23 protein-coding genes, 1 pseudogene and 1 riboswitch are annotated in these 22,749 nt (G+C 37.2%); of the genes and pseudogenes, 18 read left to right on the top strand and 6 right to left on the bottom strand.

The genetic code is table 11. The features are described from left to right. The first annotated feature begins 52 nt into the window (after positions 1–52). Positions 53–451 carry a VOC family protein gene (locus tag BMSHG_RS15855; RefSeq protein WP_019155437.1) on the top strand — a complete coding sequence of 133 codons (399 nt, stop codon included), beginning with the start codon at positions 53–55 and terminating at the stop codon, positions 449–451. 539 nt (positions 452–990) lie between these two features. Here BMSHG_RS15855 and BMSHG_RS27145 read toward each other — a convergent pair. Then, the gene (locus BMSHG_RS27145) at positions 991–1,458 is read right to left on the bottom strand and encodes a MerR family transcriptional regulator (protein WP_019155436.1); all 468 of its coding nucleotides are present in this window, start codon (positions 1,456–1,458) and stop codon (positions 991–993) included. A gap of 291 nt (positions 1,459–1,749) precedes the next feature. On the opposite strand from BMSHG_RS27145, the gene BMSHG_RS15845 reads away from it, so the two are divergent. The 9 genes and pseudogenes from BMSHG_RS15845 (at position 1,750) to BMSHG_RS15805 (ending at position 7,664) form a co-directional block, all read left to right on the top strand. Beyond that, the gene (locus BMSHG_RS15845; protein ID WP_019155435.1) at positions 1,750–2,379 is read left to right on the top strand and encodes a hypothetical protein; all 630 of its coding nucleotides are present in this window, start codon (positions 1,750–1,752) and stop codon (positions 2,377–2,379) included. Positions 2,380–2,413: 34 nt separating this feature from the next. Then, positions 2,414–2,872: a GIY-YIG nuclease family protein gene (locus BMSHG_RS26350; protein ID WP_019155434.1), complete on the top strand. Its 459-nt coding sequence runs from the start codon at positions 2,414–2,416 to the stop codon at positions 2,870–2,872. Positions 2,873–2,988: 116 nt separating this feature from the next. Continuing rightward, positions 2,989–3,645 (top strand): helix-turn-helix domain-containing protein, encoded by a 657-nt coding sequence (locus BMSHG_RS15835; RefSeq protein ID WP_019155433.1) that lies wholly within the window; start codon positions 2,989–2,991, stop codon positions 3,643–3,645. A 209-nt stretch (positions 3,646–3,854) separates the two neighbouring features. Then, positions 3,855–4,004, top strand: a pseudogene (locus BMSHG_RS28030) (helix-turn-helix domain-containing protein); the annotation flags it as partial. A gap of 645 nt (positions 4,005–4,649) precedes the next feature. Then, a complete protein-coding gene (locus tag BMSHG_RS15825) occupies positions 4,650–6,074 on the top strand; it encodes a PepSY-associated TM helix domain-containing protein (protein WP_019155431.1) in 1,425 nt (474 codons plus the stop codon). A 35-nt stretch (positions 6,075–6,109) separates the two neighbouring features. Continuing rightward, positions 6,110–6,595, top strand: coding sequence for a FixH family protein (locus BMSHG_RS15820; protein WP_019155430.1), 486 nt, complete (start codon positions 6,110–6,112; stop codon positions 6,593–6,595). 48 nt (positions 6,596–6,643) lie between these two features. Further along, positions 6,644–6,877: a DUF5071 domain-containing protein gene (locus tag BMSHG_RS26340; RefSeq protein ID WP_019155429.1), complete on the top strand. Its 234-nt coding sequence runs from the start codon at positions 6,644–6,646 to the stop codon at positions 6,875–6,877. 168 nt (positions 6,878–7,045) lie between these two features. Then, positions 7,046–7,351 (top strand): nucleotidyltransferase family protein, encoded by a 306-nt coding sequence (locus BMSHG_RS15810; protein WP_019155428.1) that lies wholly within the window; start codon positions 7,046–7,048, stop codon positions 7,349–7,351. Further along, a complete protein-coding gene (locus tag BMSHG_RS15805) occupies positions 7,335–7,664 on the top strand; it encodes a HepT-like ribonuclease domain-containing protein (RefSeq protein ID WP_019155427.1) in 330 nt (109 codons plus the stop codon). The genes BMSHG_RS15810 and BMSHG_RS15805 overlap by 17 nt, the downstream gene beginning before the upstream one ends. A gap of 73 nt (positions 7,665–7,737) precedes the next feature. Here BMSHG_RS15805 and BMSHG_RS15800 read toward each other — a convergent pair whose 3' ends face one another. Next, complete coding sequence (locus BMSHG_RS15800) at positions 7,738–8,121, bottom strand: DUF2500 domain-containing protein (RefSeq protein ID WP_019155426.1); 384 nt, start codon at positions 8,119–8,121, stop codon at positions 7,738–7,740. 207 nt (positions 8,122–8,328) lie between these two features. On the opposite strand from BMSHG_RS15800, the gene BMSHG_RS15795 reads away from it, so the two are divergent. Next, positions 8,329–10,563 (top strand): AAA domain-containing protein, encoded by a 2,235-nt coding sequence (locus BMSHG_RS15795; RefSeq protein WP_026073489.1) that lies wholly within the window; start codon positions 8,329–8,331, stop codon positions 10,561–10,563. Positions 10,564–10,697: 134 nt separating this feature from the next. Here the strand turns inward: BMSHG_RS15795 and BMSHG_RS29305 are convergent, their stop codons facing one another. Together BMSHG_RS29305 and BMSHG_RS29125 are read right to left on the bottom strand one after the other, a co-directional pair. Further along, positions 10,698–11,417 (bottom strand): LuxR C-terminal-related transcriptional regulator, encoded by a 720-nt coding sequence (locus BMSHG_RS29305; protein WP_262362278.1) that lies wholly within the window; start codon positions 11,415–11,417, stop codon positions 10,698–10,700. Between the two features lie 8 nt (positions 11,418–11,425). Continuing rightward, positions 11,426–11,776, bottom strand: a complete 351-nt coding sequence (locus BMSHG_RS29125) for an ATP-binding cassette domain-containing protein (RefSeq protein WP_262362277.1) — start codon at positions 11,774–11,776, stop codon at positions 11,426–11,428. An 881-nt stretch (positions 11,777–12,657) separates the two neighbouring features. Here BMSHG_RS29125 and BMSHG_RS15785 point away from each other — a divergent pair. After that, positions 12,658–13,341, top strand: coding sequence for a protein kinase family protein (locus BMSHG_RS15785; protein WP_019155424.1), 684 nt, complete (start codon positions 12,658–12,660; stop codon positions 13,339–13,341). Positions 13,342–13,344: 3 nt separating this feature from the next. Then, entirely contained in the window at positions 13,345–14,148 is an 804-nt protein-coding gene (locus tag BMSHG_RS15780) for an EcsC family protein (protein WP_019155423.1), read from the top strand. A 654-nt stretch (positions 14,149–14,802) separates the two neighbouring features. On the opposite strand, the gene BMSHG_RS15775 is transcribed toward BMSHG_RS15780, so the two are convergent. Continuing rightward, on the bottom strand, positions 14,803–15,513 hold the full coding sequence (locus tag BMSHG_RS15775) for a FadR/GntR family transcriptional regulator (RefSeq protein ID WP_019155422.1): 711 nt from the start codon (positions 15,511–15,513) through the stop codon (positions 14,803–14,805). A gap of 200 nt (positions 15,514–15,713) precedes the next feature. Between BMSHG_RS15775 and BMSHG_RS15770 the strand changes: the two genes are divergently transcribed. Both BMSHG_RS15770 and BMSHG_RS15765 read left to right on the top strand, forming a co-directional pair. Then, positions 15,714–17,105, top strand: a complete 1,392-nt coding sequence (locus BMSHG_RS15770; RefSeq protein ID WP_019155421.1) for an FAD-binding oxidoreductase — start codon at positions 15,714–15,716, stop codon at positions 17,103–17,105. 4 nt (positions 17,106–17,109) lie between these two features. Further along, positions 17,110–18,084, top strand: a complete 975-nt coding sequence (locus BMSHG_RS15765; RefSeq protein WP_019155420.1) for a bile acid:sodium symporter family protein — start codon at positions 17,110–17,112, stop codon at positions 18,082–18,084. 159 nt (positions 18,085–18,243) lie between these two features. Here the strand turns inward: BMSHG_RS15765 and BMSHG_RS26330 are convergent, their stop codons facing one another. Further along, a complete protein-coding gene (locus BMSHG_RS26330; RefSeq protein WP_187371859.1) occupies positions 18,244–18,600 on the bottom strand; it encodes a DUF3969 family protein in 357 nt (118 codons plus the stop codon). 339 nt (positions 18,601–18,939) lie between these two features. After that, a riboswitch (cyclic di-GMP riboswitch) is annotated at positions 18,940–19,025 on the top strand. Positions 19,026–19,103: 78 nt separating this feature from the next. Between BMSHG_RS26330 and BMSHG_RS15750 the strand changes: the two genes are divergently transcribed. From BMSHG_RS15750 to BMSHG_RS15740, 3 genes are all read left to right on the top strand, one after another. After that, positions 19,104–21,080 (top strand): methyl-accepting chemotaxis protein, encoded by a 1,977-nt coding sequence (locus BMSHG_RS15750; RefSeq protein WP_019155417.1) that lies wholly within the window; start codon positions 19,104–19,106, stop codon positions 21,078–21,080. A 218-nt stretch (positions 21,081–21,298) separates the two neighbouring features. Further along, positions 21,299–21,634 (top strand): ArsR/SmtB family transcription factor, encoded by a 336-nt coding sequence (locus tag BMSHG_RS15745; protein WP_019155416.1) that lies wholly within the window; start codon positions 21,299–21,301, stop codon positions 21,632–21,634. 20 nt (positions 21,635–21,654) lie between these two features. Continuing rightward, complete coding sequence (locus BMSHG_RS15740; RefSeq protein WP_019155415.1) at positions 21,655–22,608, top strand: cation diffusion facilitator family transporter; 954 nt, start codon at positions 21,655–21,657, stop codon at positions 22,606–22,608. The last annotated feature ends 141 nt before the right edge of the window (positions 22,609–22,749 follow it).

The following is a 22,749-nucleotide window of genomic DNA, read 5'->3' as shown; positions in this document are numbered from 1 at the left end:
TATAGGTTGAATTATAATTTAGAAAATAGATTCTAAAAGGAGTAGACTTATAATGGAAAAGGTCACACCATTTTTAATGTTTCAAGAGGGCAAAGCAGAAGAGGCAATGAATTTTTACACATCTCTGATTGAGGATTCAGCAATTACAAATATTGTTCGATATGGTGCAAATGAAAGTGGGGATGAAGGAACTGTTATGCAGGCTACTTTCACCTTAAAAGGTCAAGAATTTATGTGCATAGACAGCAATATTAAACATCAGTTTTCCTTCACACCTTCATTCTCATTATTTGTTACTTGTAATACTGAAGAAGAACTTGACAATCTTTATCAGAAACTGATTGAAGGTGGACAAGCACTTATGCCAATAGGAGATTATGGATTCAGTAAGAAATTTGGCTGGCTAAATGACCGTTATGGAGTTTCGTGGCAACTAAATTTACCTAAATAATATGAAGAACTTAATACCCTATTCATACCAATAAAAAAAAGCATAAATTGTTAAACCAACGGGTGCGTAAGTTAATCAAAATAGTTAATACTATTCTACTGTAAGGCTGGATCTAATAATGACTCAGTCTTCTTCTTTTTGCTAATATCCTTTTAACCCTTATCACAATTAACTATGTTTAGTGTATTCATTACTTTTCCAGTTGCTTTCCTCGCCATATAAATTCAATGGATTACCAATACTATTCAGTGAGTTTCCTAACTTTAAATTCATTTCTAAATCTCAGAAAGTCATTATTTATCACCACTTTTTTACTCGATATTCCCCAAAAACGAGGTGAGCAAACAAATGAGATAGAAGAAGCTGGTTTCGATCGTTTTAAATATGTGTATACACTATATATTAATTCAAACTGAAAAATCAGATAGGTACTCACCACTTTTCCTTATTAAAACATAGTAGTATCAAGACCTCAGATAAAAAGTGTTAACAGTTTTGGTCCGTTTTAAAACTGTTAACACTTTTTAATGAATTTTGTATTATTCTTCAATTTCGACATCCCAACTATTTATAAAATCCTCACCGAGCAGGTTCTTTAGTTCTTCTTCTAAAGTATCACTATCTCTTCTCGCTTTAAGGTATTCAAACTCCTCTTTTGGTACGAAGTAATCTCCCTCTATTTGCTTTCCAGAAAGGTAACCTTCTTTAATCCAATTTTCCACTTTCTCTAATCTAACTTGATAAAAATCAGAGACTGCTTTTGCCGAAATATAAGGTATTTCAGTTTCATCCCTGCCGCCACGATTTTTTCTATCAATTTGCCGCAAGACTTCTTCTGCTCTTTCATCCTGTTCTCTTGTTGTGATGAAGTTAGATTTTGGTATCAGCCAATCTCCATTCTCATTTTGAAAAGCATTTGGGAATCTTCCCCTTATACACATGTTTATAACTGTAAGCTGATCTAAACCTAATTTTTTTGCTACCTCATCAATGTTTAAACTATCCATATTTTTCACCATTCTTTCCTTTGTTATTGTAATTTTTTGTCATGTATTTACCTTGATTATCGCATTTTTATAAATTATAATTCAATGTAAGACATTAAAAAAGCAGGGATAATCATGATAAATAAACATTTCATTCAAAATACATATAAAAAAGGGCTCGTATTCTAATCAAAGAATACGGGCTTTTTTATTGCCAATTGGCAATAAAGCATTCAAGAAAATGAAGTGATTTTACTTGTCTCTGACAATGGTTCTTGCCTACTGTCAATAAAGTAATGGAGGTCGATAATTATGGGAGTATACCTAGGATTGGAAATTGTATCAGATTATATTAATCAAGACGAATGGGAGAAGGTTTTCGAAGAAACATTGATACTTATTCAAGCCTACCCTTTTGCCACATTGAGTGTGGAACAAATGGATGATTACAAACAATTAGTTTTGGAGCCAACAAAAGAACAACGCTTAGTTGTTTATGGGGAAACGGAAAGGTATTGGCAGATAAATGGCGATTTAGAGAGTAAAGAAACAGGTGAAAGTTTCAATCTCAGCTCAAACATAGATAAATATAGTAAGCGGAAGGAAGATATACAAGAGGAAGACATTCTCTTATATCAATTAAGGAATAGTGAACGAGGAGCTTCAAAAGTATTCTATTCAAAGACCCAAGGATTGCCGTATCATATTCCATTACTAGCTATTGCTGCGTTGATTGAAAGCCGATTTCCTCAATATGCCTGTGTATATGGAGATATTACCAAAGAACAGGCTCAAAAGGCAGTGGAATGGGCAAATACGAAACTGGATCTGGATAAACCGATAAACTTACCCGTTAGAGTAGACACGTCAAAACTTTTAGAACGGTTGAAGATAATAGATTCCAAAGAAAAGCAACTTTGGAAGGCTCATCATCAAATGTAAGAAGGGTAATACTTTCTCCCGTTACGTGTTTAACTTGAGCAAGTATCTTGACCAGGCTGTTGTAAGAGAAGTTTTGCCTTGTGTTTATAGTGGAGAGAAGTTTGAAGGGTATGACCGAGTGCATTTGCCATTCCATCGATTAGCAGATATTTTTGCAGGCAGAATTCTTCCAACATACTATGAGGCACTTAAGAAAATCACGGGTGTGTATTGTTTGACAGATACTCATACCGGGAAATTATATATTGGTTCTGCTACAGGCGAAGAAGGAGTTGCTCAAAGGTGGGGTAACTACCTGGATTCAAAGCATGGTGGTAACAAGAAACTCATAGCACTTTTTGGGAAGAAAGGTGCAGAGTATTTTGAAAAGTATTTTACATATACCCTTCTTGAATATTTCGGACTCTCTTATGATCCAATAAAGATTCTTGAAAGAGAGCAGTACTGGAAACGCTGCTTTGATACAATCAAGAATGGATATAACGATAATTAATGAAAATTTGAATTTTGTCATTGTCACGAAGAGTAACATTGATGTCACGATTCATATATGGACCAACTGAGTTTATAGTAATACTCTATGAAAAAAAGAAAAGGAGTGAAGTTACTATGACACTAGGCAAAAGAATAAAACAATTAAGAACGGAAAAAGGTATTTCTCAGGAAAGGCTGGCAGAAAAACTAAATGTTTCCCGCTCGGCTATTGCAAAATGGGAAACAGATGGCGGTATTCCTGAGTTAGGCAATCTCTTACAGCTTGCGACCATATTTGATGTCAGCTTAGATGTATTGGCTGGGAATATGAAAAGTCAGGACGAAGAAAAAATACCTGTTTCAGCATCCCATTCCAGATATGATTTCGGAAATAAATACTATGACATTGAACTTGAAGGCTGGAACGATGGTGTATTCGATGTATTTATTTTGGCTGAAGATGAAGATTTCCTATACTATCAAAAGAATGTAAAAAATAAACCCGTATATGGAATGATCGGGAAAATGCATATTACCTCGGTTTCGCCAGCGAAAGGTACGGATACTGAGCGGAACCATGTAATAAGAGTAGATAGAGATTATTTCTGCAATAAGCCGGTGATGATTGAACAGGTGAAAAGAGAGGGCTTATTAAAAGGGTTCTTTGATTTTCGTGACGATGATTATCGCAATGTAGTGATTAGTGTGTTTGATTCGTCAATCATCCGCTTGCAGTTTGGCAAAGAAATCAATCTCAGCGATGTTACAAAGATTGAAGAATTGCCGGATTAGTCGTTATAATTCTAATTTTCCTATGAAAGATGGCTTAAATTAAGGATGTCATGGAGCATAACACGGATGTTTTGGTGCATTTCCTGTGTTATTTAGAATGATTAGTGTATCTTGAATTTAGAAATTAAATCCAAGGTGGAAATATTATGTTATCAGAAAAGTTGAAGTAATTACGAAGTGAAGCTGGATTAACTTAGGAACAGGCTGCAGAAAAAATGGGTGTTACAAGGTCTGCTGTTACAAGATGGGAAACAGATAAAGGAATTCTAGATATTTCTAATCTTATTGCAATAAGTGAACTTTATAACATATCTTTAGATGAATTGATAAAGGGAGAAAGTAAAGTCGAAAAAAAATAGAAGTTGACGGGAAAGCATAGAAATGGCATGCTGGTTATGGTCTATCTTATCGCCATAGTGGCATATATCGTTTATTTTGTAGTAGTTCATCATATTTTTATGATTGGTTTTTTGATTTCTACATTATTTATGTTAGGAATAGAGTTGTGGGTGTATTTTAGAAAGAAGGTTTAGTCAACAAAATTGTAATTTATTCGTTCTTAGAATGGTATGCCTTTTTATTAACCTGCACGATCAACAAGGCAACTCAAGGTTGTTATCGGTTAGACATACCGATTTTGGTGCAAAATGGGTGTTCCACAATTCCCGTGGACACTCGTTCAAATAGTGCTTCGTTGGAGAACCGAGCCACTGTGAAACGATCGCAAAGTTTGTTCTTACATAAATATGAGAGCCTTATCCCTTGGTGGATAAGGCTCTTTCAGTGTTTAGAACTTCACGAACAGAACGGGGATTCGAATTATTAATGATAAATAGAATGTAGAACAATGTATGAAACAAGATTTTTCGGGTGGTGATAGGCACTTTTTTAACCCATTCGGGCTATTATCTAGTAACTCAATTATATATATAATATTTTGGAGAACGAATGAAAACTCTTTGGGTAATGAAACGATCGTAACTAAGGAAGGATGCCGATGATAAATGAGTAAAGCTTTAAAGAAACCACAAATTGACCCTACTCAACGAAAACAACAAACAAACGGGAAAAATTTATACAATACTGTATGGAGATGGCACTTCTTTGCAGGTGTTTTTTTCTCGCCTTTAATCATATTTTTATCTATAACAGGAGCAGTTTACCTCTTTAAACCTCAAATCGAAGATAAAATGTACGAAGATTATTATTACGTACAACCAGGGGAGCAAAAACGATCATCGACTGAACAAATTGAAGAAGTAATGAAGAACTATCCAAATGGAGAAATAACAAGCTATACACCATCCTTTGAAGCGGATAGGTCATCTGTGGTTGGTCTGAGTACGATTGGTGAGAACCTATCTATCTATGTTAATCCCTACAATGGTGATATCATCGGAGATTTAAATGAAAACGATCGTTTTATGGCATTTGTTAAAAACCTTCATAATGGCGAATTTTGGGGCGGTACTTTAGGAAATTGGTTCGTTGAACTTGCTGCTTGTTGGACAATCATCTTAATCATTACTGGTGTTTATTTATGGTGGCCACGTAACCAAAAAACGATCTTTGGAACATTGCTACCTCGATTAAGAATAACTAAAGGGAAACGAGTCCTTTGGCGAGATTTGCATTCAACAACTGCTATCTGGTTATCTTTACTTATTGTAGTTCAAGTCGTTTCCGGACTTATGTGGTCAGGTGTTTGGGGTAATATGGCAAATAATCTTGTGGCCAAGACAGATGCTGGCAGTCCTGCAGGCGTGAACCCTTGGGAAAGCTATGCATTTCCGCAATCTACACTGCCAACAAAAGAAGTTGCCGATGATGTACCTTGGGCTGCAGAAAAAATGCCAGTCCCCCAATCAAATGACAAAGGAACAAAATCGATTTCAATTGAAGAAGTCATAGAAACAGTATCGGATAATAAAGTTCACCCAGGCTATAAAATAGTTTTTCCTCAAAATGAATCGGGGGTTTACACTGTATTTTTATCCCCTAACGCAATCTATCCTGATAAACCGATGCCTTGGACACAACAAACCTTACATATTGACCAATATGATGGAACTGTTTTAGCGAATCTTGGCTGGAAGGACTATGGAATATTAGGGAAATTAATGACACTGGGTATCGCTTTTCATCAGGGGGATTTTGGTTTAGTAAACCAACTTGTCGTTCTTGCTTTAGTTTTTGGAATTGTTCTGATTGCAATTAGCGGCTTTATGATGTGGTGGAAAAGAAGGCCTAATGGAAAAATGGGTGCTCCATCATTACCAGAAAACATTAAATTGATGAAGGGTGTAGCCATAATAGTTATTGTTCTAAGTATTTTCTTCCCACTAGTAGGCATGTCTCTGATTATAGTATGGATACTAGATTGGTTGATTATTAGAAGAATTCCAAAGTTTAAACGTTGGATTGGATAGAGTGATATTTTTAAAATTGGAGGCTCAAACATAAAATGAGTAAGTTACAATTAATAGTGCTAGGGTTAATTTCCACTTTCTTCCTTTTGTCAGGATGTACAGCACAAAACGGCCAACAAGCTAAAGAAGTACCTCAAATTATAAATGCAGAAATCATGATTCCAGCAAGAATTCCCCTTCATACAGAAAGTGAATTGAGTGTTAAAGTATCGCAAGGTACAGATGTAGTGGAAGATGCTGATGATGTTAAGTTTGAAATTTGGAAAGGTAATAGTCAGGAAGAAGGCGAGCTACTAGAGGCTGAATATAAAAAAGATGGAGTATACAGTATTCAAAAGACATTTAAAGAAAAGGGTTTATATTACGTCCAAACCCATGTAACAGCACGCGATATGCACGTAATGCCAAAGAAACAATTTATTGCAGGAACTGCTACTAAAGAAGAGCTTGAGGAATTAGAGAGAAATTCACAAAATCAAGAGGTGCCAAATGACAATGGTGATGACCACTCACATCATTAATTTGAATTATGAGTATGTCAGCGTTGGTATTGATGAGTACTTACTTTATTGAAGGGATATAAAAACATTTGTAGTAATATTGAAAAACCTGAGTTGAAAGCTGAAAGAATAAAAAGTTACGCTGAATATCTACCAAGGGATAAGTTTGATTTTGATTGTGTGAAGCAATTAAAGAGCCTAAATAGAAGTGAAGTAATTCCTTTGCTACCAGTTCTAATGGAATGGATTCAGGACATGAAGTGGCCAATAGCAGAGGAAGTTTCAGAACTCCTTTTAAAATAAATATGAATAAGATGGTAAGGATTAAACAATCAGGTTCGAATCGACTTTGAAGCATAATAATCATCTTATGGTGTTAGTTGGAAAGGAGTTTTTGATTTAGCAGCGAATAAAGTATAGTAAGAGTGCTATAATGAAAGTACTGAAACCAATAAGATGGCGGTGATTACTATGTTATCGCAACAAGAAATTCTTAATGAACTTTCTAGAAACTTGAAAATGTGGAAAGAATCATATGGTGTTAAGCGTATTGCTTTGTTCGGCTCATATACACGTGATGAGCACAAGGATAAAAGTGATATCGATTTATTAGTTGAATTTGATGAAATTGCTTTGACATTTGATAATTATATGGGTTTAAAACTTAATCTTGAAGATCTTTTTCAAAAACAAATAGATTTGGTCATTATCGATGATATTAAGCCAGCACTTAAACCAGCTATCTTAAGGAGTGCCAAGTATGCAGAGGGAGCCTAAAGTCATTTTAGAGGATATTTATTCTGCTGCGATAAGAATTGAAACCTACACAGAAGGCTTTTCATTTGATGATTTTGTTGAGAATGATTTAGTAGTCGATGCAGTCATAAAAAACATATTGGTTATAGGAGAGGCATCAAAGAGTATTCCTTTACAGATAAAAGAGGAAAACGCACAGATTGAGTGGAGAAAGATGGCTGGAATGAGAGATATGTTGATTCATGGATATTTCTCAATTAACTATCGAATTGTATGGGATGTTGTTCAAAATAAAATTCCCACGTTGAAGAAACAAATTCAAGAATTAATATAAAAAAGGCAGCCCACACTACTTGGTGAGCTGCCTTTTTTGGTGGAATGAAGAAAAAACATCCCCACTCTCACCCTTAAACACTTCTCTTAAAACCTAAATATCTTGTACCCTGAAAGGTTAGAATGCCATTATCTCCTTCTGCCAGTTGACCATATTCTGAGCCGGATAGCTGTAATTCTAGACGATCTCCGCTTTCAAATTCGAAAGTTGTAAAGTAGGTCGTTGTTGAACTGTGGCTATGATGGCTCTCATGATGATGCGTATGTCCACTAACATTTGTGCGTTTTATTTTTACTAGAGCTGGTACAGATAATCGTGGTGATTGCTCATTTACTCTCCATTGCTTAACACCTTTAAAAAGGGAAAATAAAATGGTTCCGATTACAATAATAAATACAATTCCGATAAAAATAGGAGCGAAGCTAAATAAAAAATCTCCAGCGGGATCATGAAACATCTCTCATTACCTCCAAATTCTACTTTGTTATAACTCCTTATACGAAAAAAGAACATGGAAAGTTTCGGTCCTAAAGGTACTAAAAATCACAAGGAACATAGGGGAGAAATTAAACGAAAAGGGAAAGGCTGCTTTTCGATTTATGAGAATTCCTATGCTATTATAGGTATCCATATACATTCATTTATCAAAACACAGGAGCAGCAAATGATTTCAACAAAAACCTACATCAAAGAGTGGCAGCAAGCACTGCAACAAGAAATAAATTACTTGAAAAAGTTTGGCGGAAGCCGTTATATGGTGACCAATGGACGGCTGTTATCGAATGATGGCGGGTATAGCTATTATTTTGATACAGTCACCTCCTTACGCATTCCCGTTGGTTCTACGATTAAATTGGAATGGGGTATGATGCAAAATAGTGGAAGAGTGCTATCTTCAGAGGGAAGAGGTGTGATCCTATTACTAGAGAAAAGCTTTGGAGACCTCATTTCGGATGCCTATTTACTACATGATCCTTGGGAGCTTCTCGAGCAATTAATTGAAAGGCTGGATGCCATTAAAAAGAGCAAGCAGAAGCGACTTCGAGTGAAAAGATTAATGAATCCTTCGGTGCAAACGAAGCATCCAAAAGAAAAGATTAAGAGCAATGTCCATGAATTGGTCTTGCGCTCAAAATACAATCCAGCAACGTTCGTTTGGGGACCGCCGGGGACTGGGAAAACGTATACTTTGGCGAGAGCCGCAGCCAACAAATATTTTCAACAGAAAAAAGTCTTGATTCTCTCACATAGTAACCAAGCTGTTGATGTATTGATGGGGGAAGTGACGGATTTTATCAAAAAGAAAAACCGATTCCGAGAAGGGGATGTCATCCGGTTTGGTGTGAACGTCGGAGATACGCTAAAAACCCATCAAGAAATCACGACCGCTCAGCTGATGGAGAAAAAGGACCCACTCCTTGCCCAAGACCGAGAGAGGCTCATAGAAGAACGGCGCCATTTAAAGAAAGATTTAGCCAGTTCTTTTAGCAAACGAGATTCGGAGCATCTACTGGAAATTGAAACACAGATTGCAAAGGTTTTGGATAAGGTACGGAAAAAGGAAATGGAGTTCATAAAAGATGCTCTCATTGTCGGGACGACGCTTGCAAAGGCAGCAAGTGATAGTGCGATTTACGAACAGGAATATGATCTTGTCATTTTGGATGAAGCGAGCATGGCCTATGTTCCACAGGCGGCATTTGCAGCTACAATGGGAAAGCGGATTATTATTTGTGGAGATTTTAAGCAATTGCCTCCGATTGCATCAAGTCGAGCGCCACTTGTGGAAAAATGGTTGAAAGAGGATGTGTTTCACCAATCAGGAGTGGTCGAATCATTGAATGAAGGAAAACTTCACCCACAGCTTCTTTTGTTAAAAGAACAGCGGCGAATGCATCCTGATATTTCGGCTTTTACCAATCAGTACATCTATCACTCCTTAGTGGGAGATCATGAAAGTGTTTCTAAAAGCAGAAATGAAATCGTAGCTCGATCCCCTTTTAAAAAGCAAGCGGCAGTGCTATTAGATACTAGTTTCACGGGATTGCATTGTATCTCTGATCAATCAACGAATTCAAGATTTAATCTTTGGCAATTGCTTTTGTCATTTCAGCTGATTTATGAAGCTTACATGGCTGGAATGAAATCGATTGGATACGTGACACCATACCGGGCGCAGGCAAATCTGATGGAATGGCTACTCGAAGAAATGTTTGAGAATGAACGCACTCAAGCGGATATGATTGCGGCGACTGTCCATCGATTCCAGGGAAGTGAGCGTGACGTGATGATCTTTGATACCGTCGATAGTGATCCTCAAGAGCGTGCAGGGATGCTTTTAACGAGCAAGGACAGTGAACGCCTTTTGAATGTAGCGATTACCCGAACAAGAGGGAAATTTGTCCACGTCAGCAACAGACATTTTATTGAAAAGCGTGTTTTTCAAGGAAAAACACTTAGGAAGCTCGTTGATCACCAAGTTCGGCATAATCAATCCGTCACGACAAAAGAAATTGGGACATGGATACAAAATCAGCACACAAAATTAAAATGGATACATGCGTTAAAACTAGAAGCCGTTTTTTTCGACGTAAAATCGGCAAGAACATCCATTTTGATCTCATTGCCTGAAGGAACGGCGTTATCTGAAGAATGGGTGAAAGAGCTAAGTAAAAGAGAATCATATGTAAAATGGACCCTCATTTCAGAGCAAATGTGGGGAAACCCCGATACTTGGCTAGACAGCAGTTTCCCGTTTCCATTTGTCATGATTGACGAGAAAGTGTTGTGGCTAGGACTACCACTTGAAGGGGCTAAAGGTATTCGACCACCTTATGTTGCGGCCAGACTCGATTCGAGCAAAGTGTGTGAGTACTTATTGAAGCAGGGAGAAATGTGACATATGAAAGAACGAGAGACTGAAGTAAAAACTTCTTCGTAGAGTAGTTCGAGTGATAATGTGTACAAGCGTTAAGGTGAGTGGGCGATGAATGAGAAGCTTGTTTATGACTTAGTGTGTGATAAATAAGCTTCTCATATTTGTTTTCTTTGCCAATAATAAATCGCCAGTTGTGTCCGATCACGGAACTCTAATTTATCTAGAATGACAGATAGTGTATTGCGGATAGTACCTACACTTAGGAAGAGTTGTTCTGCTATTTCTTTGTTTGAAAGACCTTGGGCGACTAATTCCACAATATCAGATTCTCGCTTTGTTAGGCCTTCCATCGCTTCTTTGTCTGGTTCCATGATTGTTTTTAAAACATCTGCATCTAAGACCGTTGAGCCTGTTTGTAACGCCCTGATTTGCTGGGTAATGGTGATTTGGCTTCCAGATACGACAACCTTTTTCACTCCAGCGATCTTCTCTAAGCTGTTAATGGGGACTCTTTCAGGATCAGTCACATCAATTTTCACTTTTTCTTCGTGCTGTACCGTTTGAATTAGTTCATCTACTTTACCTTCTTTAATGATTTGACCTTGGTCCATAATGACCACTCTAGAAGCAATGGATTGAACTTCTTCCATATAGTGGGTTGTATATAAAATCGTTGTACCACTGTCTCTCAATGTTTTTACCGCTTCTAAAATATAATTTCTTGATTGTGGATCGATGCCAACGGTTGGTTCATCCATGATTAGAAACTTAGGCCGATGTGTCAGTGAACAAGCAATATTCAATCTTCGCTTCATTCCACCTGAAAATTTGCTGGGCTTCTTCCTACCGCTATCTGTTAAGCCAACAAAATCCAATGCTTCTTCTACTCTTTTTCTCTTCTCTTCTCTTCTCCTTTTAGTCCATAGACTCCGGCAAAAAATTGTAAGTTTTCCTTTGCAGTTAATTCTTCAAATACTGTAATCTCCTGTGTAACAAGCCCAATTTTTTCCTTGATTTGATTGGAGAAAGGACTTTTTGACTGCCCAAACAGCTTGATTTTTCCTCTTTCAATAGGGGTCATTCCAGTTAAAGCTTGAATTAGCGTTGTTTTACCAGCCCCATTTGGGCCAAGTAACCCAATGATTTCCCCTTCATAAATATCTAAATCTATATAGTCTAGCACAACATGGGAGCCATAACGTTTGACAATACCGTGCATAGAAGCAATTGACATATTGTTCATCCTTTCTGTTATCATTACCTTTAGTATGACAAATTCTATTTTTGTTAGTAGTTACAATTGTCATTAAATAGCTACTTAATGATAATAAACTAAGCATGCTTTCCGAACTAAAGAGTCATGGTAGATCAGCTAAATGAAAAGTATCGGTTTGACAAACGTCTAGTCAAGTTTCGAAATACAAGCATACTTGGTTTTGATATAATCAATTTATAATTCATACGAATCAATTCATTGCTGATAACGAGAGGGACTTTCATTTCTCCTATTCATATATTTCATAAACTGATCCAATACTTAGAATATTGACGCCAAGGATAAATCCATAGTATGATATATGTACAGTCTTAGAGTTAGGATTGTACACATGTAAAAGTTAAATACTCCAAAGGGGAGTAGCTAACAGTTATGTCGTCATTACGTGATCATGTGATCACCGGCTTAACTGGCAACGAAAGTTGTTTGCGAGACCTTTGCCATTCGGTAAAGGTAATATAAATTGGAATTCAAGACCTTTACCAATCATATGGTGAAGGTCTTTTTGTTTTTATTTGGAAAAATCTATGCAAGAAAGAGGAGAAGTCATTTTTAATGGACCGTGATGATCATAGGAGATTATCTTTGTTCGTAACATTTATTGTCACCATCAAATTATTCGTCGTGAGCATGATTACGCTAGAGGTGCACTACCCACCGAGAAGTATTGCTATTTCATCTTTAGTGTCGACACCCGTTCACCAATCGCATAAATGAAACGTCACTAAAAATTCGATCAACTAATAAACTAATTATGGGCATCAGTCCATAAGTTTGTGAAATGAGAGAATGGAAGAGTTCATACCTACTTAAACGAAAACCAATTTAGAGGTGAAAATTTGAAGAATCATAACATTGAGAACGTAGTAAAGGATATTCAAGTGCAATCTTCAAAGAATAATAACCCTGTGACGGTAAAAGGGGATTCCGACCTATTAAAATGTGTAGGGGTCGGGACAGATGCAGCCGTATTCCATATCGAAGGGGATACACAATATGTGTATAAGGTATTTAGTGCGGATAAGCTAGAAACAATGGAAAGGGAGAAGCAAGTATATGAACGGCTCGGTGAATCTCCCTATTTTCCGATTTATTATGGGAAAGGTAGTAATTTTCTTATTTTAAGCTATGAAAAAGGGATTACTCTTTACGATTGTCTATTAAAAGGGATTCATATCCCAAGACAAGTGATTGCGGACGTAGAAGAAGCTCGTGCCTATGCGATTTCAAAAGGATTGAATCCAAGAGATATTCATTTGAAAAATATTCTTTTACATGAAGGAAGAGGGAAGCTTCTGGATGTTTCCGAGTACCTAAAGGAAGGAAATGACCACCGCTGGACCTATTTAAAAAAGGGCTATGAAGAGCACTATGATTTAATAGATGGAAAGGAAGTTCCTTTGTGGCTTATCGAAACGGTGAGAAAATGGTATAACCAGAAGCAGGACAGTCCGTTTGATTTTCAAGAATTTGTGCAAAAGTTGATAAGATTATTTCGAATAAAAGATACTAAGGGAGAGTAGAGAATGGATTCAAAAGATCAGCTCATAAAAGAATTAGAGGCCATACAAAAGTGGGAGGAAGAACAAAAGGGTCTATGGATTTGGGAGAGGCTAGGTCGTCTCCCCTTTAAACTCCTTGACCGTCTTACACCACAGTTCATTCACAAAAAAATAGGACAAGCCCTTGATGAATTGGGAAGCTATTTACAGACAGGCGGGCGTTATTTGACGAATGAAAAAGGCATTATTAAAAAGTATGTACAGAAAACAGGTGTTGAGGATATTTCTTTAGAAACGATTTCAGAATTACCGATCGTGATGATGGATGAAGTGAGCGATGAATTGATTCATTCAAGAAAGAACATTGCCATGACACAAGGAGCAACAACTGGAATAGGTGGAATCTTTACACTGTCGATTGATATTCCACTCCTTTTAGGAATCTCTCTTAAAACACTTCAGGAAATTGCCATTGCTTATGGATATGACCCAAATGATAAAAAGGAACGTATTTTTATCGTGAAATGCCTACAATTTACGTCTTCAGACATCGTTGGAAAGCAAGCGGTGTTAAAGGAGCTTTCGGCTTATTCAGATCCTGAACTAGAAACAAAAGATGAAACGTTATCGCAAATTCAAGGCTGGAGAGAAGTCATCATGACTTACCGAGATAATTTTGGCTGGAAAAAGCTATTTCAAATGATTCCAATTGCAGGCATGATCTTCGGTTCTTTTATTAATAAATCGATGATTCATGATATTGGAGAAACAGGAAAAATGCTTTATAAAAAACGCCGCATTAACGAAAAGCTTCATGCACTAAAATAGAAATTCGTATCTATCTAAAACAGCAATAGTAGCAATGATACGAAGTGAAACTCAGATAAAGTAAGCATCCTTTAATCACTCTAGGATGTGTTAATATCCAAGTAACGTTATCTAGTTAAGGAAGTGGATGCCAGTGAATCTTATCGGAAGGGTTATGTTTCAGTAGATGAGTACTTTAAAATCTGCAAGAGTAGCGAAAAATCACTATCCACTAGGCATCAACGTATATGAAGTAGAGATTTCAGGTTTCAACTCTGTGTAGTGCAAGAGTTATAAGTTCCTTGTTAAACCAAGAAAAGTTCTGTATAATTTAGGTAATTAGTATGAAGTTTAAAAAAGACTACCTGATGCCCCGACATCAAGTAGCCAACATAATAGTCGGTCTCTTCAAGGGGCTGGCTACAGTGGTAGAAGTAACCCATCTGAGCGGCTAACTCAATGATGGGTTATTTTTTATGACTGAATGAGAGTATTGTTATGATTAATGCTGCGAATGTTACGGCAAACATTAGTGTTTCAAATACTGTCACAGGCATCACCCCTTTCTGTAGGAGTGAGCCAACCATCCTTGAATTGTCAAACTATTATAGAATAAATTATAGCACATATGTTCGCATTTTTTGAAATTTTATATGAAATCAACTTTGTTTTTCTTTAGTCGCACATATCAACCACCATCGATTCCGCCAACTCTGCTCTGATCTTTGTAATATGGCCCTCCATCAATTCCTTTGCCTGATTAGCATTTCCGGATGCGATCGCAAGGTAAATCTGCTTATGTTCCTCCAATGTATCAGCATAACGTGACGGGTCTTTAAAGCGATGTTTCTGAGTTACCTTAATCGTGTCTTCCATATGTCCTCTGAGAGTATCAATTAATTCTATAAAAATAGAGTTATGGGTGGCCTTGGCTATTCCAATATGAAAATCAAGGTCTGCTTTTAGCCCAAGCACAGGATTCCTCTGGGCCATTGTCAACTGATTCAAAGCTGTATGAAGTATTTCTAGATCTACTGAAGTGGCGCGCATTGCTGCAAGGAAGGCAGATTCGACTTCTAATGCACGTCTTAATTCGAGCATTTCGAAAACGCGTGGATTTTCAAATTTAATTGTTGTAATAAACTCTTCTTTTTTCGATTGGAAGTCAGCTACTTTAATGTAACTTCCCCCTCCAGGTCGAATTTCAATAAGCCCATTTTGTTCCAAAGTTCTTAGAGCTTCTCTAATCGTTGTTCGGCTGACATTGAAATGGCTGGCTAACTTTCTTTCTGAAGGTAGTCGTTCACCCGATTTATGATTTCCTGCCAAATAGTATTTTGATATTTTATCTACTAAAACTAGGTAAGCCTTTTTCTTCTCTGCCATTTCCCGTTACCTCATTTCTAAATAGCTTGCGCTAAACTGCTCTAAATGTATCAAATCTCAAATCGATGAAGCAAGATTTAAAGAATCATAAAATAAAATTATTGAATTTTTCTGATAAGTTAGTATAATTGATGTAACTTGTCGGACCAATTATTCAATTGGTCTAACCAATTTTTTTCAGAAGAAAGAAGGAGCATAGGATGGGAACAGATACTGTAAATTTTGTAAACGCTTTAAAAGAGGTTCTTTCTGAGGAGCAGGTAACAGAAAATCAGACAGTTAGAGAATTGCATGGCAGAGATGAATCATACCATGAGGAGTGTTTGCCTGATCTTGTTGTATTTCCAGAAACAACAAAGCAAGTTAGTGAAGTTGTGAAGCTAGCAAATAACTATAAGATTCCAGTCGTACCTTTTGGCTTAGGATCCAGTTTGGAAGGGCATGTTATCCCATATGAAAACGGTATTACAATTGATTTTTCACGGATGAATCATATTTTAGAAGTACGTGAAAGTGATTTTCTTGTTCGGGTACAGCCTGGAGTGACTCGTACGCAGTTGAACAAAGGATTAAAAAAGTATGGGCTTTTTTTCTCAGTCGATCCGGGGGCTGATGCAACGCTTGGTGGCATGGCGGCAACGAATGCCAGTGGAACGACTTCCGTCAAATATGGAGTAATGCGAGATCAAGTACGTGATCTTGAAGTCGTGTTGGCAGATGGAGAGATTATCCATACAGGCAATCTAGCGGCTAAGTCATCATCTGGTTACCATTTGAATGGGCTATTCGTTGGTTCAGAAGGAACGTTAGGCTGCTTTACAGAACTAACATTAAAAGTATATGGGATTCCTGAACATATCATGGCGGCAAGAGCTTCTTTTCCAACATTAAATAATGCGGTCGAAGCAGTTGTTTCGATTTTGCAGGCAGGTGTTCCGATTGCCAGGGTGGAACTTGTTGATGAGACATCCATGAAACAAGTAAATGATTTTAGTGACACAAGCTATAAGGAAAGCCCAACCCTCTTTTTGGAGTTTCATGGTAATGAAGCTGGCTTGAAACAGGATGTGGCGTTCACAAGAGAAATTGTCAAAGAACATCATTGCCTTGATATTGAATTTGAAACAGACACAGCAGCAAGAAATCGATTGTGGGAAGCGCGACATAATCTTGCATATGCCTATATTCACGGCCATCCTGGAAAGAAAATGATGGTGACAGATGTATGTCTTCCCATTTCGGAACTTTCTGATGCGATAAGTCATGCTAGGGAGGCGGTAGATGCGTTAGGACTTAATGGAGGAATCCTCGGCCATGTGGGCGACGGGAATTATCATGTTCTCCTGATGATCGATATGGGCAATCCAGATGAGGTTGCCCGTGCTGAAAAGTTCAATGAACAAATTGTCCTTTATGCCCTCAAACGAGGTGGAACATGTACAGGAGAGCATGGAGTAGGGGTTGGAAAGCAGAAATATCAGCAAAAAGAACACGGGCAAGCTCTTCAAGTTATGGAAAAAATAAAACAAGCGCTTGATCCAGATAATCTTTTTAATCCCAATAAAATTATAAAGACAAAAGAAAGAGTGTGATGAGATGAAGGTATTGGAAGCGGTTAGTACGATTGCAGGAAAATATTTTGCTGTTTGGGTGATCATAATGTCCATTATTGCCTTCATGTTCCCGGAACCATTCTTAGGGTTAGGGGGCTATATCACGATCTTACTCGGGGTTGTCATGTTCGGAATGGGACTTACATTGAAGGCGGTAGATTTTAAAATCGTCTTGACGAAACCTCTACCTGTCATAATCGGGGTATGTGCGCAATACATTATCATGCCACTGGTTGCTTTTGCCATTGCAAAATTGATGAACTTACCGGCAGAACTAGCAGCAGGACTGGTGTTGCTTGGTTGTGTACCTGGGGGAACAGCTTCTAATGTGATGGTCTATCTGGCAAAAGGAAATGTGCCTTTGTCGATCGCAATGACATCCATTTCAACTTTACTTGCACCGATCATGACGCCATTGATTCTCCTATTACTTGCAGGTCAATGGATGCCAGTTGATGCGGTTTCGATGTTTATGTCAATTGTGCAGGTCATCATCGTTCCAATTGTTTTAGGTTTAATCATTAAACGATTTTTCCCTGTTGCAGTGGAAAAGAGTCTGCGGGTATTACCTCTTATTTCAGTTGCCGCCATTATTACAATTGTAGCCGCAGTTGTCTCAGGCAATTCAGCAACGATTGCCACATCCGGACTTCTCATCTTTACTGCAGTCATGCTTCATAATGGATTTGGACTGCTACTCGGCTATTTTGCAGGAAAAATGCTTAAGCAGGATGAAGTCAATCGCCGTGCCATTGCCATTGAAGTTGGCATGCAGAACTCCGGATTAGGCGTCGCACTCGCAACAGCACATTTCGGCCCATTAGCGGCACTCCCAAGCGTGCTAGCCGCCGCATGGCATAATATTTCCGGACCGATTCTTGCAACCTATTGGTCGAAAAAGCCGGTTGTCAATAAGGAAGAGGAGCCAGCAGATCGCCCGATTGGAGTAAATGTATAAATTCTGTGGATAGTGATTTTTAGATGCTAAAATATTGAGGGATTACAAGTTTACCACGGTGAAGATATGAGACCCATACGATTCCACTTTCGATTCAGGAAGTGGATAGTATGGGCTTCTAGCATTCACTCAAGCTTTCTGACTTATTTTTAAGTTATTTTAATATTTTATTATTATTCTATCTTGAAATTTATGTCCTTTTCTTTTTTCTAATAAATTTATACTTTTTTCTTTAATTTCTTTTAAACATTCGAGTAATTTTTCAGGTATTAAACTTTCTACATCTTCTAATTCCGTTCCTAAATGTATAACTTCTAATACTTCTTTTGAAATGCCCATAGTGTCTATTAATTCCATTATATAAGGGCTAAATAATATCTTTTCAGCATCTTCTATTGTGATCAAATTTTCATTTATTCCCTCAATCAACCCAATAATATTTAAAAGTATTACTTTTTCTAAATCTTCTTTGTTTGTAGCTTTTAATAATAAAGGATCCATATTACTAGTTAACACTCCAACCACTTTTGACTTTACCATAATATACAAAACGTGGATTACTTTGAAAATAGTGAATAGAAACTTTTTTCGTTTTTATCATAGCCATATTTATAAACCTTTTTCCATGTTCCACTTTTCAATTTGTTAACTAGTATAATATAAATTATTTGTAAATGTTTTTCAAAAAAGGAATTAATTAAGACATATAGCTTTAAATCCTTATTTTGGACATTTGTCATTGGGAGATGATTACGGCCACCGCATTTTGGTAATTCCCCCCACCCCCAAAACTCTACTAGTACGAACTCCCTACCGTATGCTAGAATAAACTGTCCAAAATAAATTTAATAGATCCTTACGAAATGGCAAACCTGTTGAAAGATGGGGACGCAAAGCCACAGGCCTAAAGCGAAAGTTGTTATGGCGGCTGGGTTACCGAATAAGCTGGTTTTATTTTATAAATCCACTTGTTTCGGGGTGGTTTTTTTTCTGTTTATAAGTTAAAAGGAGTGACAATAGTGAAATTAGTGTTTAAAAATACTTTAGTCATAAGCTTATTAATAACGATCTCCATGATTAGTATTTCTGCTTTTGGTTACCTCAAGGCTAAAGACTTTCTTTATGATCGGTTTGAAGCTCAAGCCTACGATCAGCTTGAATCTGTGAAAGCGAATATCGATCTTTGGATCAAGAGCAAAGAAGACGCAATGGAGTACATGGCTGAGGCGGATGAATTAAAAGCAGGGAATGTAGAAAAGGCAGATGCTTTAGGAATGAGAATTGCCGAAAGAATGGATAACCCTGATGGCTTTGCTTTTATTGATGCAGCAGGATTCTTATACTTAGGCGGAGCGAAGATTCCTGCTCATGATTTTCCTCATTATTTAGGTGGAATGAATGAGCTTACACAAGCCTATGATCCAGTTCCTTCAGAAACGCCAAGTCTAAATGGTGCTCCTATCGTATTAACGTCCACTCCTGTATATGGCTATGACGGAGAAGTAGTTGGGGTCGCTTCTGGTGGCGCTCCGATTGAAAGCCTATTAAATATTATCTCTAACATTCAATTAGGGAAAAGTGGATATGTAACAGTCTTTACGAACGATGGCACGATTGTTGCTGGTCAAAATAAAGAAGATACAATTAATAAGAAAATAGCTGACTATGAAAATAGTGACTTAGATAAATTAGTTGAAAAAAGTATTAGTGGTGAGACAGATGTCATTGAAACGAAATTTAATGGCGAAAATAGTTTAATTTTCTACAGCAAAGCAAGTGAGATGGACTGGGGGATTATGGCTTCCGTTCCAACAAAAGAGGCATATGCTGATGCGTTTTCATTGTTGAAATATTTTATAATTATTACGATGGTCTTCATTGTAATAGGTGCAATCATTAGTTATGTCATTAACCGAAGAATGCTCAAACCAATTAATGAGATAAATGAACGAATCGCAGAACTGGCAAATGATAAAGGCGATTTGACGCAAAGATTAACAATTAAAAGAAAAGATGAAGTTGGGGATCTAGCAACGAACTTTAATTCCATGCTTAATAGTTTACAGGAATTAGTGGGTGGCGTTCTCCAAAAAGGAGAGGCCGTTTCAGAGAATACGTCCGCCTTATCTGAAAGTGCAGAGGAAATGGTGCAACTATCAGGTGATGTTACGAAAAATGTGCAAATGTCTGCAGAGATTACTGCAGAGCAAGAAGAAGGTAATAAAAAAAATCTTGAATCGATTACGGAAATTACGCAAAGCGTATCAGAAATTAAAGACCACTCTTCATTAGTATCTGAGAAGACAAAGAATGCGTACAAAGAAGTGGAAGTGGCAAATGAAGAGATTAAATCGTTGATTGGGCAGATGTCCGAGATTCAGGATTCTGTAAGACATTCATCTGATATTGTTAGGAGATTAGGAAATCGTTCATCTGAGATTGGCAATATCGTTGAAATGATCACGGGCATTACTGAGCAAACGAATTTACTTGCCTTAAATGCGTCCATAGAAGCAGCTAGAGCTGGTGAACATGGGAAAGGATTTGCAGTTGTGGCGAATGAGGTGAAAAAACTAGCGGAGCAATCTGCAAGGTCAGCGAAACAGATTTCAGAACTTGTAAGTGAAATCCAATCCGAGACAACAAATGCAGTTGTGGAGATTGAATCTGGTACGAGCCAATTTGGAACAGGGATGGAAAGATTAAAAGAGGTAAATGATAGCCTACAAAGCGTCTATCACTCAACGGAAGAGTCGACAAAAGAAGTAGATGAAATTTTCATAGAAATTGAAAACCTACTTTCGAAGGTGAAAGATGTGGAGGGAGTCATTCATGAAAATTTAAATACATCTTCTGAGTCATCCCTATATATTCGCGAAGTTGCTGCATCATCAGAGGAGCAGTTATCGTCAATAGAAGACATAACTGGTTCTATAGAAGAAGCTGCGCATATTGCAAAAGAACTAAGAGAATTATTGAATCGATTTAAAATATAGAAGGTGCAAAGCTGTGTTAAAAGGTCATCGGTGATGATCTTTTAATACAGCTTATTTTTTGCTTTCTTTGCAAACATCGTTTTTTTAACATGAAAAATGATTTAATCATTATGTAAATTAAGAATGAATGATGAGAGCTTCCTATTGACATTTTAGATAGAGCCCTGTAATCTATATATGAACATATGCTCATATATAGAATGTAAGAGGTGATAATAATGAGTGATGAGAAGAAGTATGAAGGAAAGAGTAAAGAAGGGATGAGGGATTTGGATGAGGAGACATTATTTGTAGTCTCGCAAACATTCAAAGCTTTAAGTGACCCAACAAGAATTCGCATTTTGAACTTATTATGTACTGGGGAACATTCCGTTAATGATATTGCAGAGACACTAAATTTAGGACAATCGACGGTCTCTCACCAATTACGTTTTTTGAAAAATTTACGACTGGTCAAATATAGAAGAGCAGGAACAACTTTATTTTATTCGGAAGACGATGACCACATCATGAACTTACTGAAGCAAGCAATTGAGCATGCTACACATCATTAATTTGTTTGGAGGAACTTAAAATGGGACATAACCATGGGCATGACCATACGCATGGGGCCAATAAAAAGACATTAATGATCAGTTTTATCATTATTACAGGGTATATGATTATCGAAGCGATTGGGGGATTTCTTACCAATAGTCTTGCATTATTATCGGATGCTGGACATATGTTAAGTGATTCCATTTCACTTGGAGTTGCTTTATTGGCATTTACACTAGGAGAAAAAGTTGCTAACCATAGTAAAACATATGGGTATAAACGATTTGAAATACTGGCAGCTGTTCTTAACGGTGTGACACTCGTATTCATTGCCATCTATATTTTTTATGAAGCCATTCAGCGTTTCCAAAATCCTCCTGACATTGCTTCAAGTGGGATGTTGATCATCGCCACGATTGGATTACTTGTCAATATACTTGTTGCTTGGATTATGATGCGCGGTGGAGATGTAGAGGAAAATTTAAATATGCGTGGAGCCTATTTGCACGTGATCAGCGATATGCTAGGTTCCATTGGGGCCATCGTTGCGGCCTTACTGATTATGTTTTTCGGTTGGGGATGGGCTGATCCATTGGCAAGTGTTATTGTTGCAGCACTTGTATTGCGTAGTGGTTATTATGTTACGAAGTCAGGACTCCATGTCTTGATGGAAGGTGCGCCACAAAATGTGGATGTTGACGATGTGATTCATACAATCAAAAATAAAACAGGCATTGTTAGTGTTCATGATTTACATGTTTGGTCCATTACAAGTGGATTAAATGCATTATCTTGCCATGCTGTTGTTGATGCTCAAATGACCATTGCTGAAAGTGAACAATTGCTCCTTGAAATCGAACATGATCTTGAGCATAAGAATATTCACCATATGACGATTCAATTAGAAACAGTTGCCCATCTACACGACAATTCGATTTTGTGTAATGCGAAAGCTGTTACATCTGGTCATCATCACCATCATGATCACTGAGCGATTTTGATAAATACGCATTATGGAAAGAATTAATAGTAAATTTAGTGAAAGGGTATAGTTGTCCCATCATAGAAATCATTATGCCGAAAGTATGTAAGTTTAAAATCATTTCTTACATATTTTTGGTTTTTTATTTCA

It is taken from the genome of Robertmurraya massiliosenegalensis JC6 (assembly GCF_000311725.1).
GTDB classification, from domain to species: Bacteria; Bacillota; Bacilli; order Bacillales; family Cytobacillaceae; genus Robertmurraya; species Robertmurraya massiliosenegalensis.
Note: the sequence above shows the minus strand (reverse complement) of the source record. Positions and strands in the feature narration are given on the sequence as shown.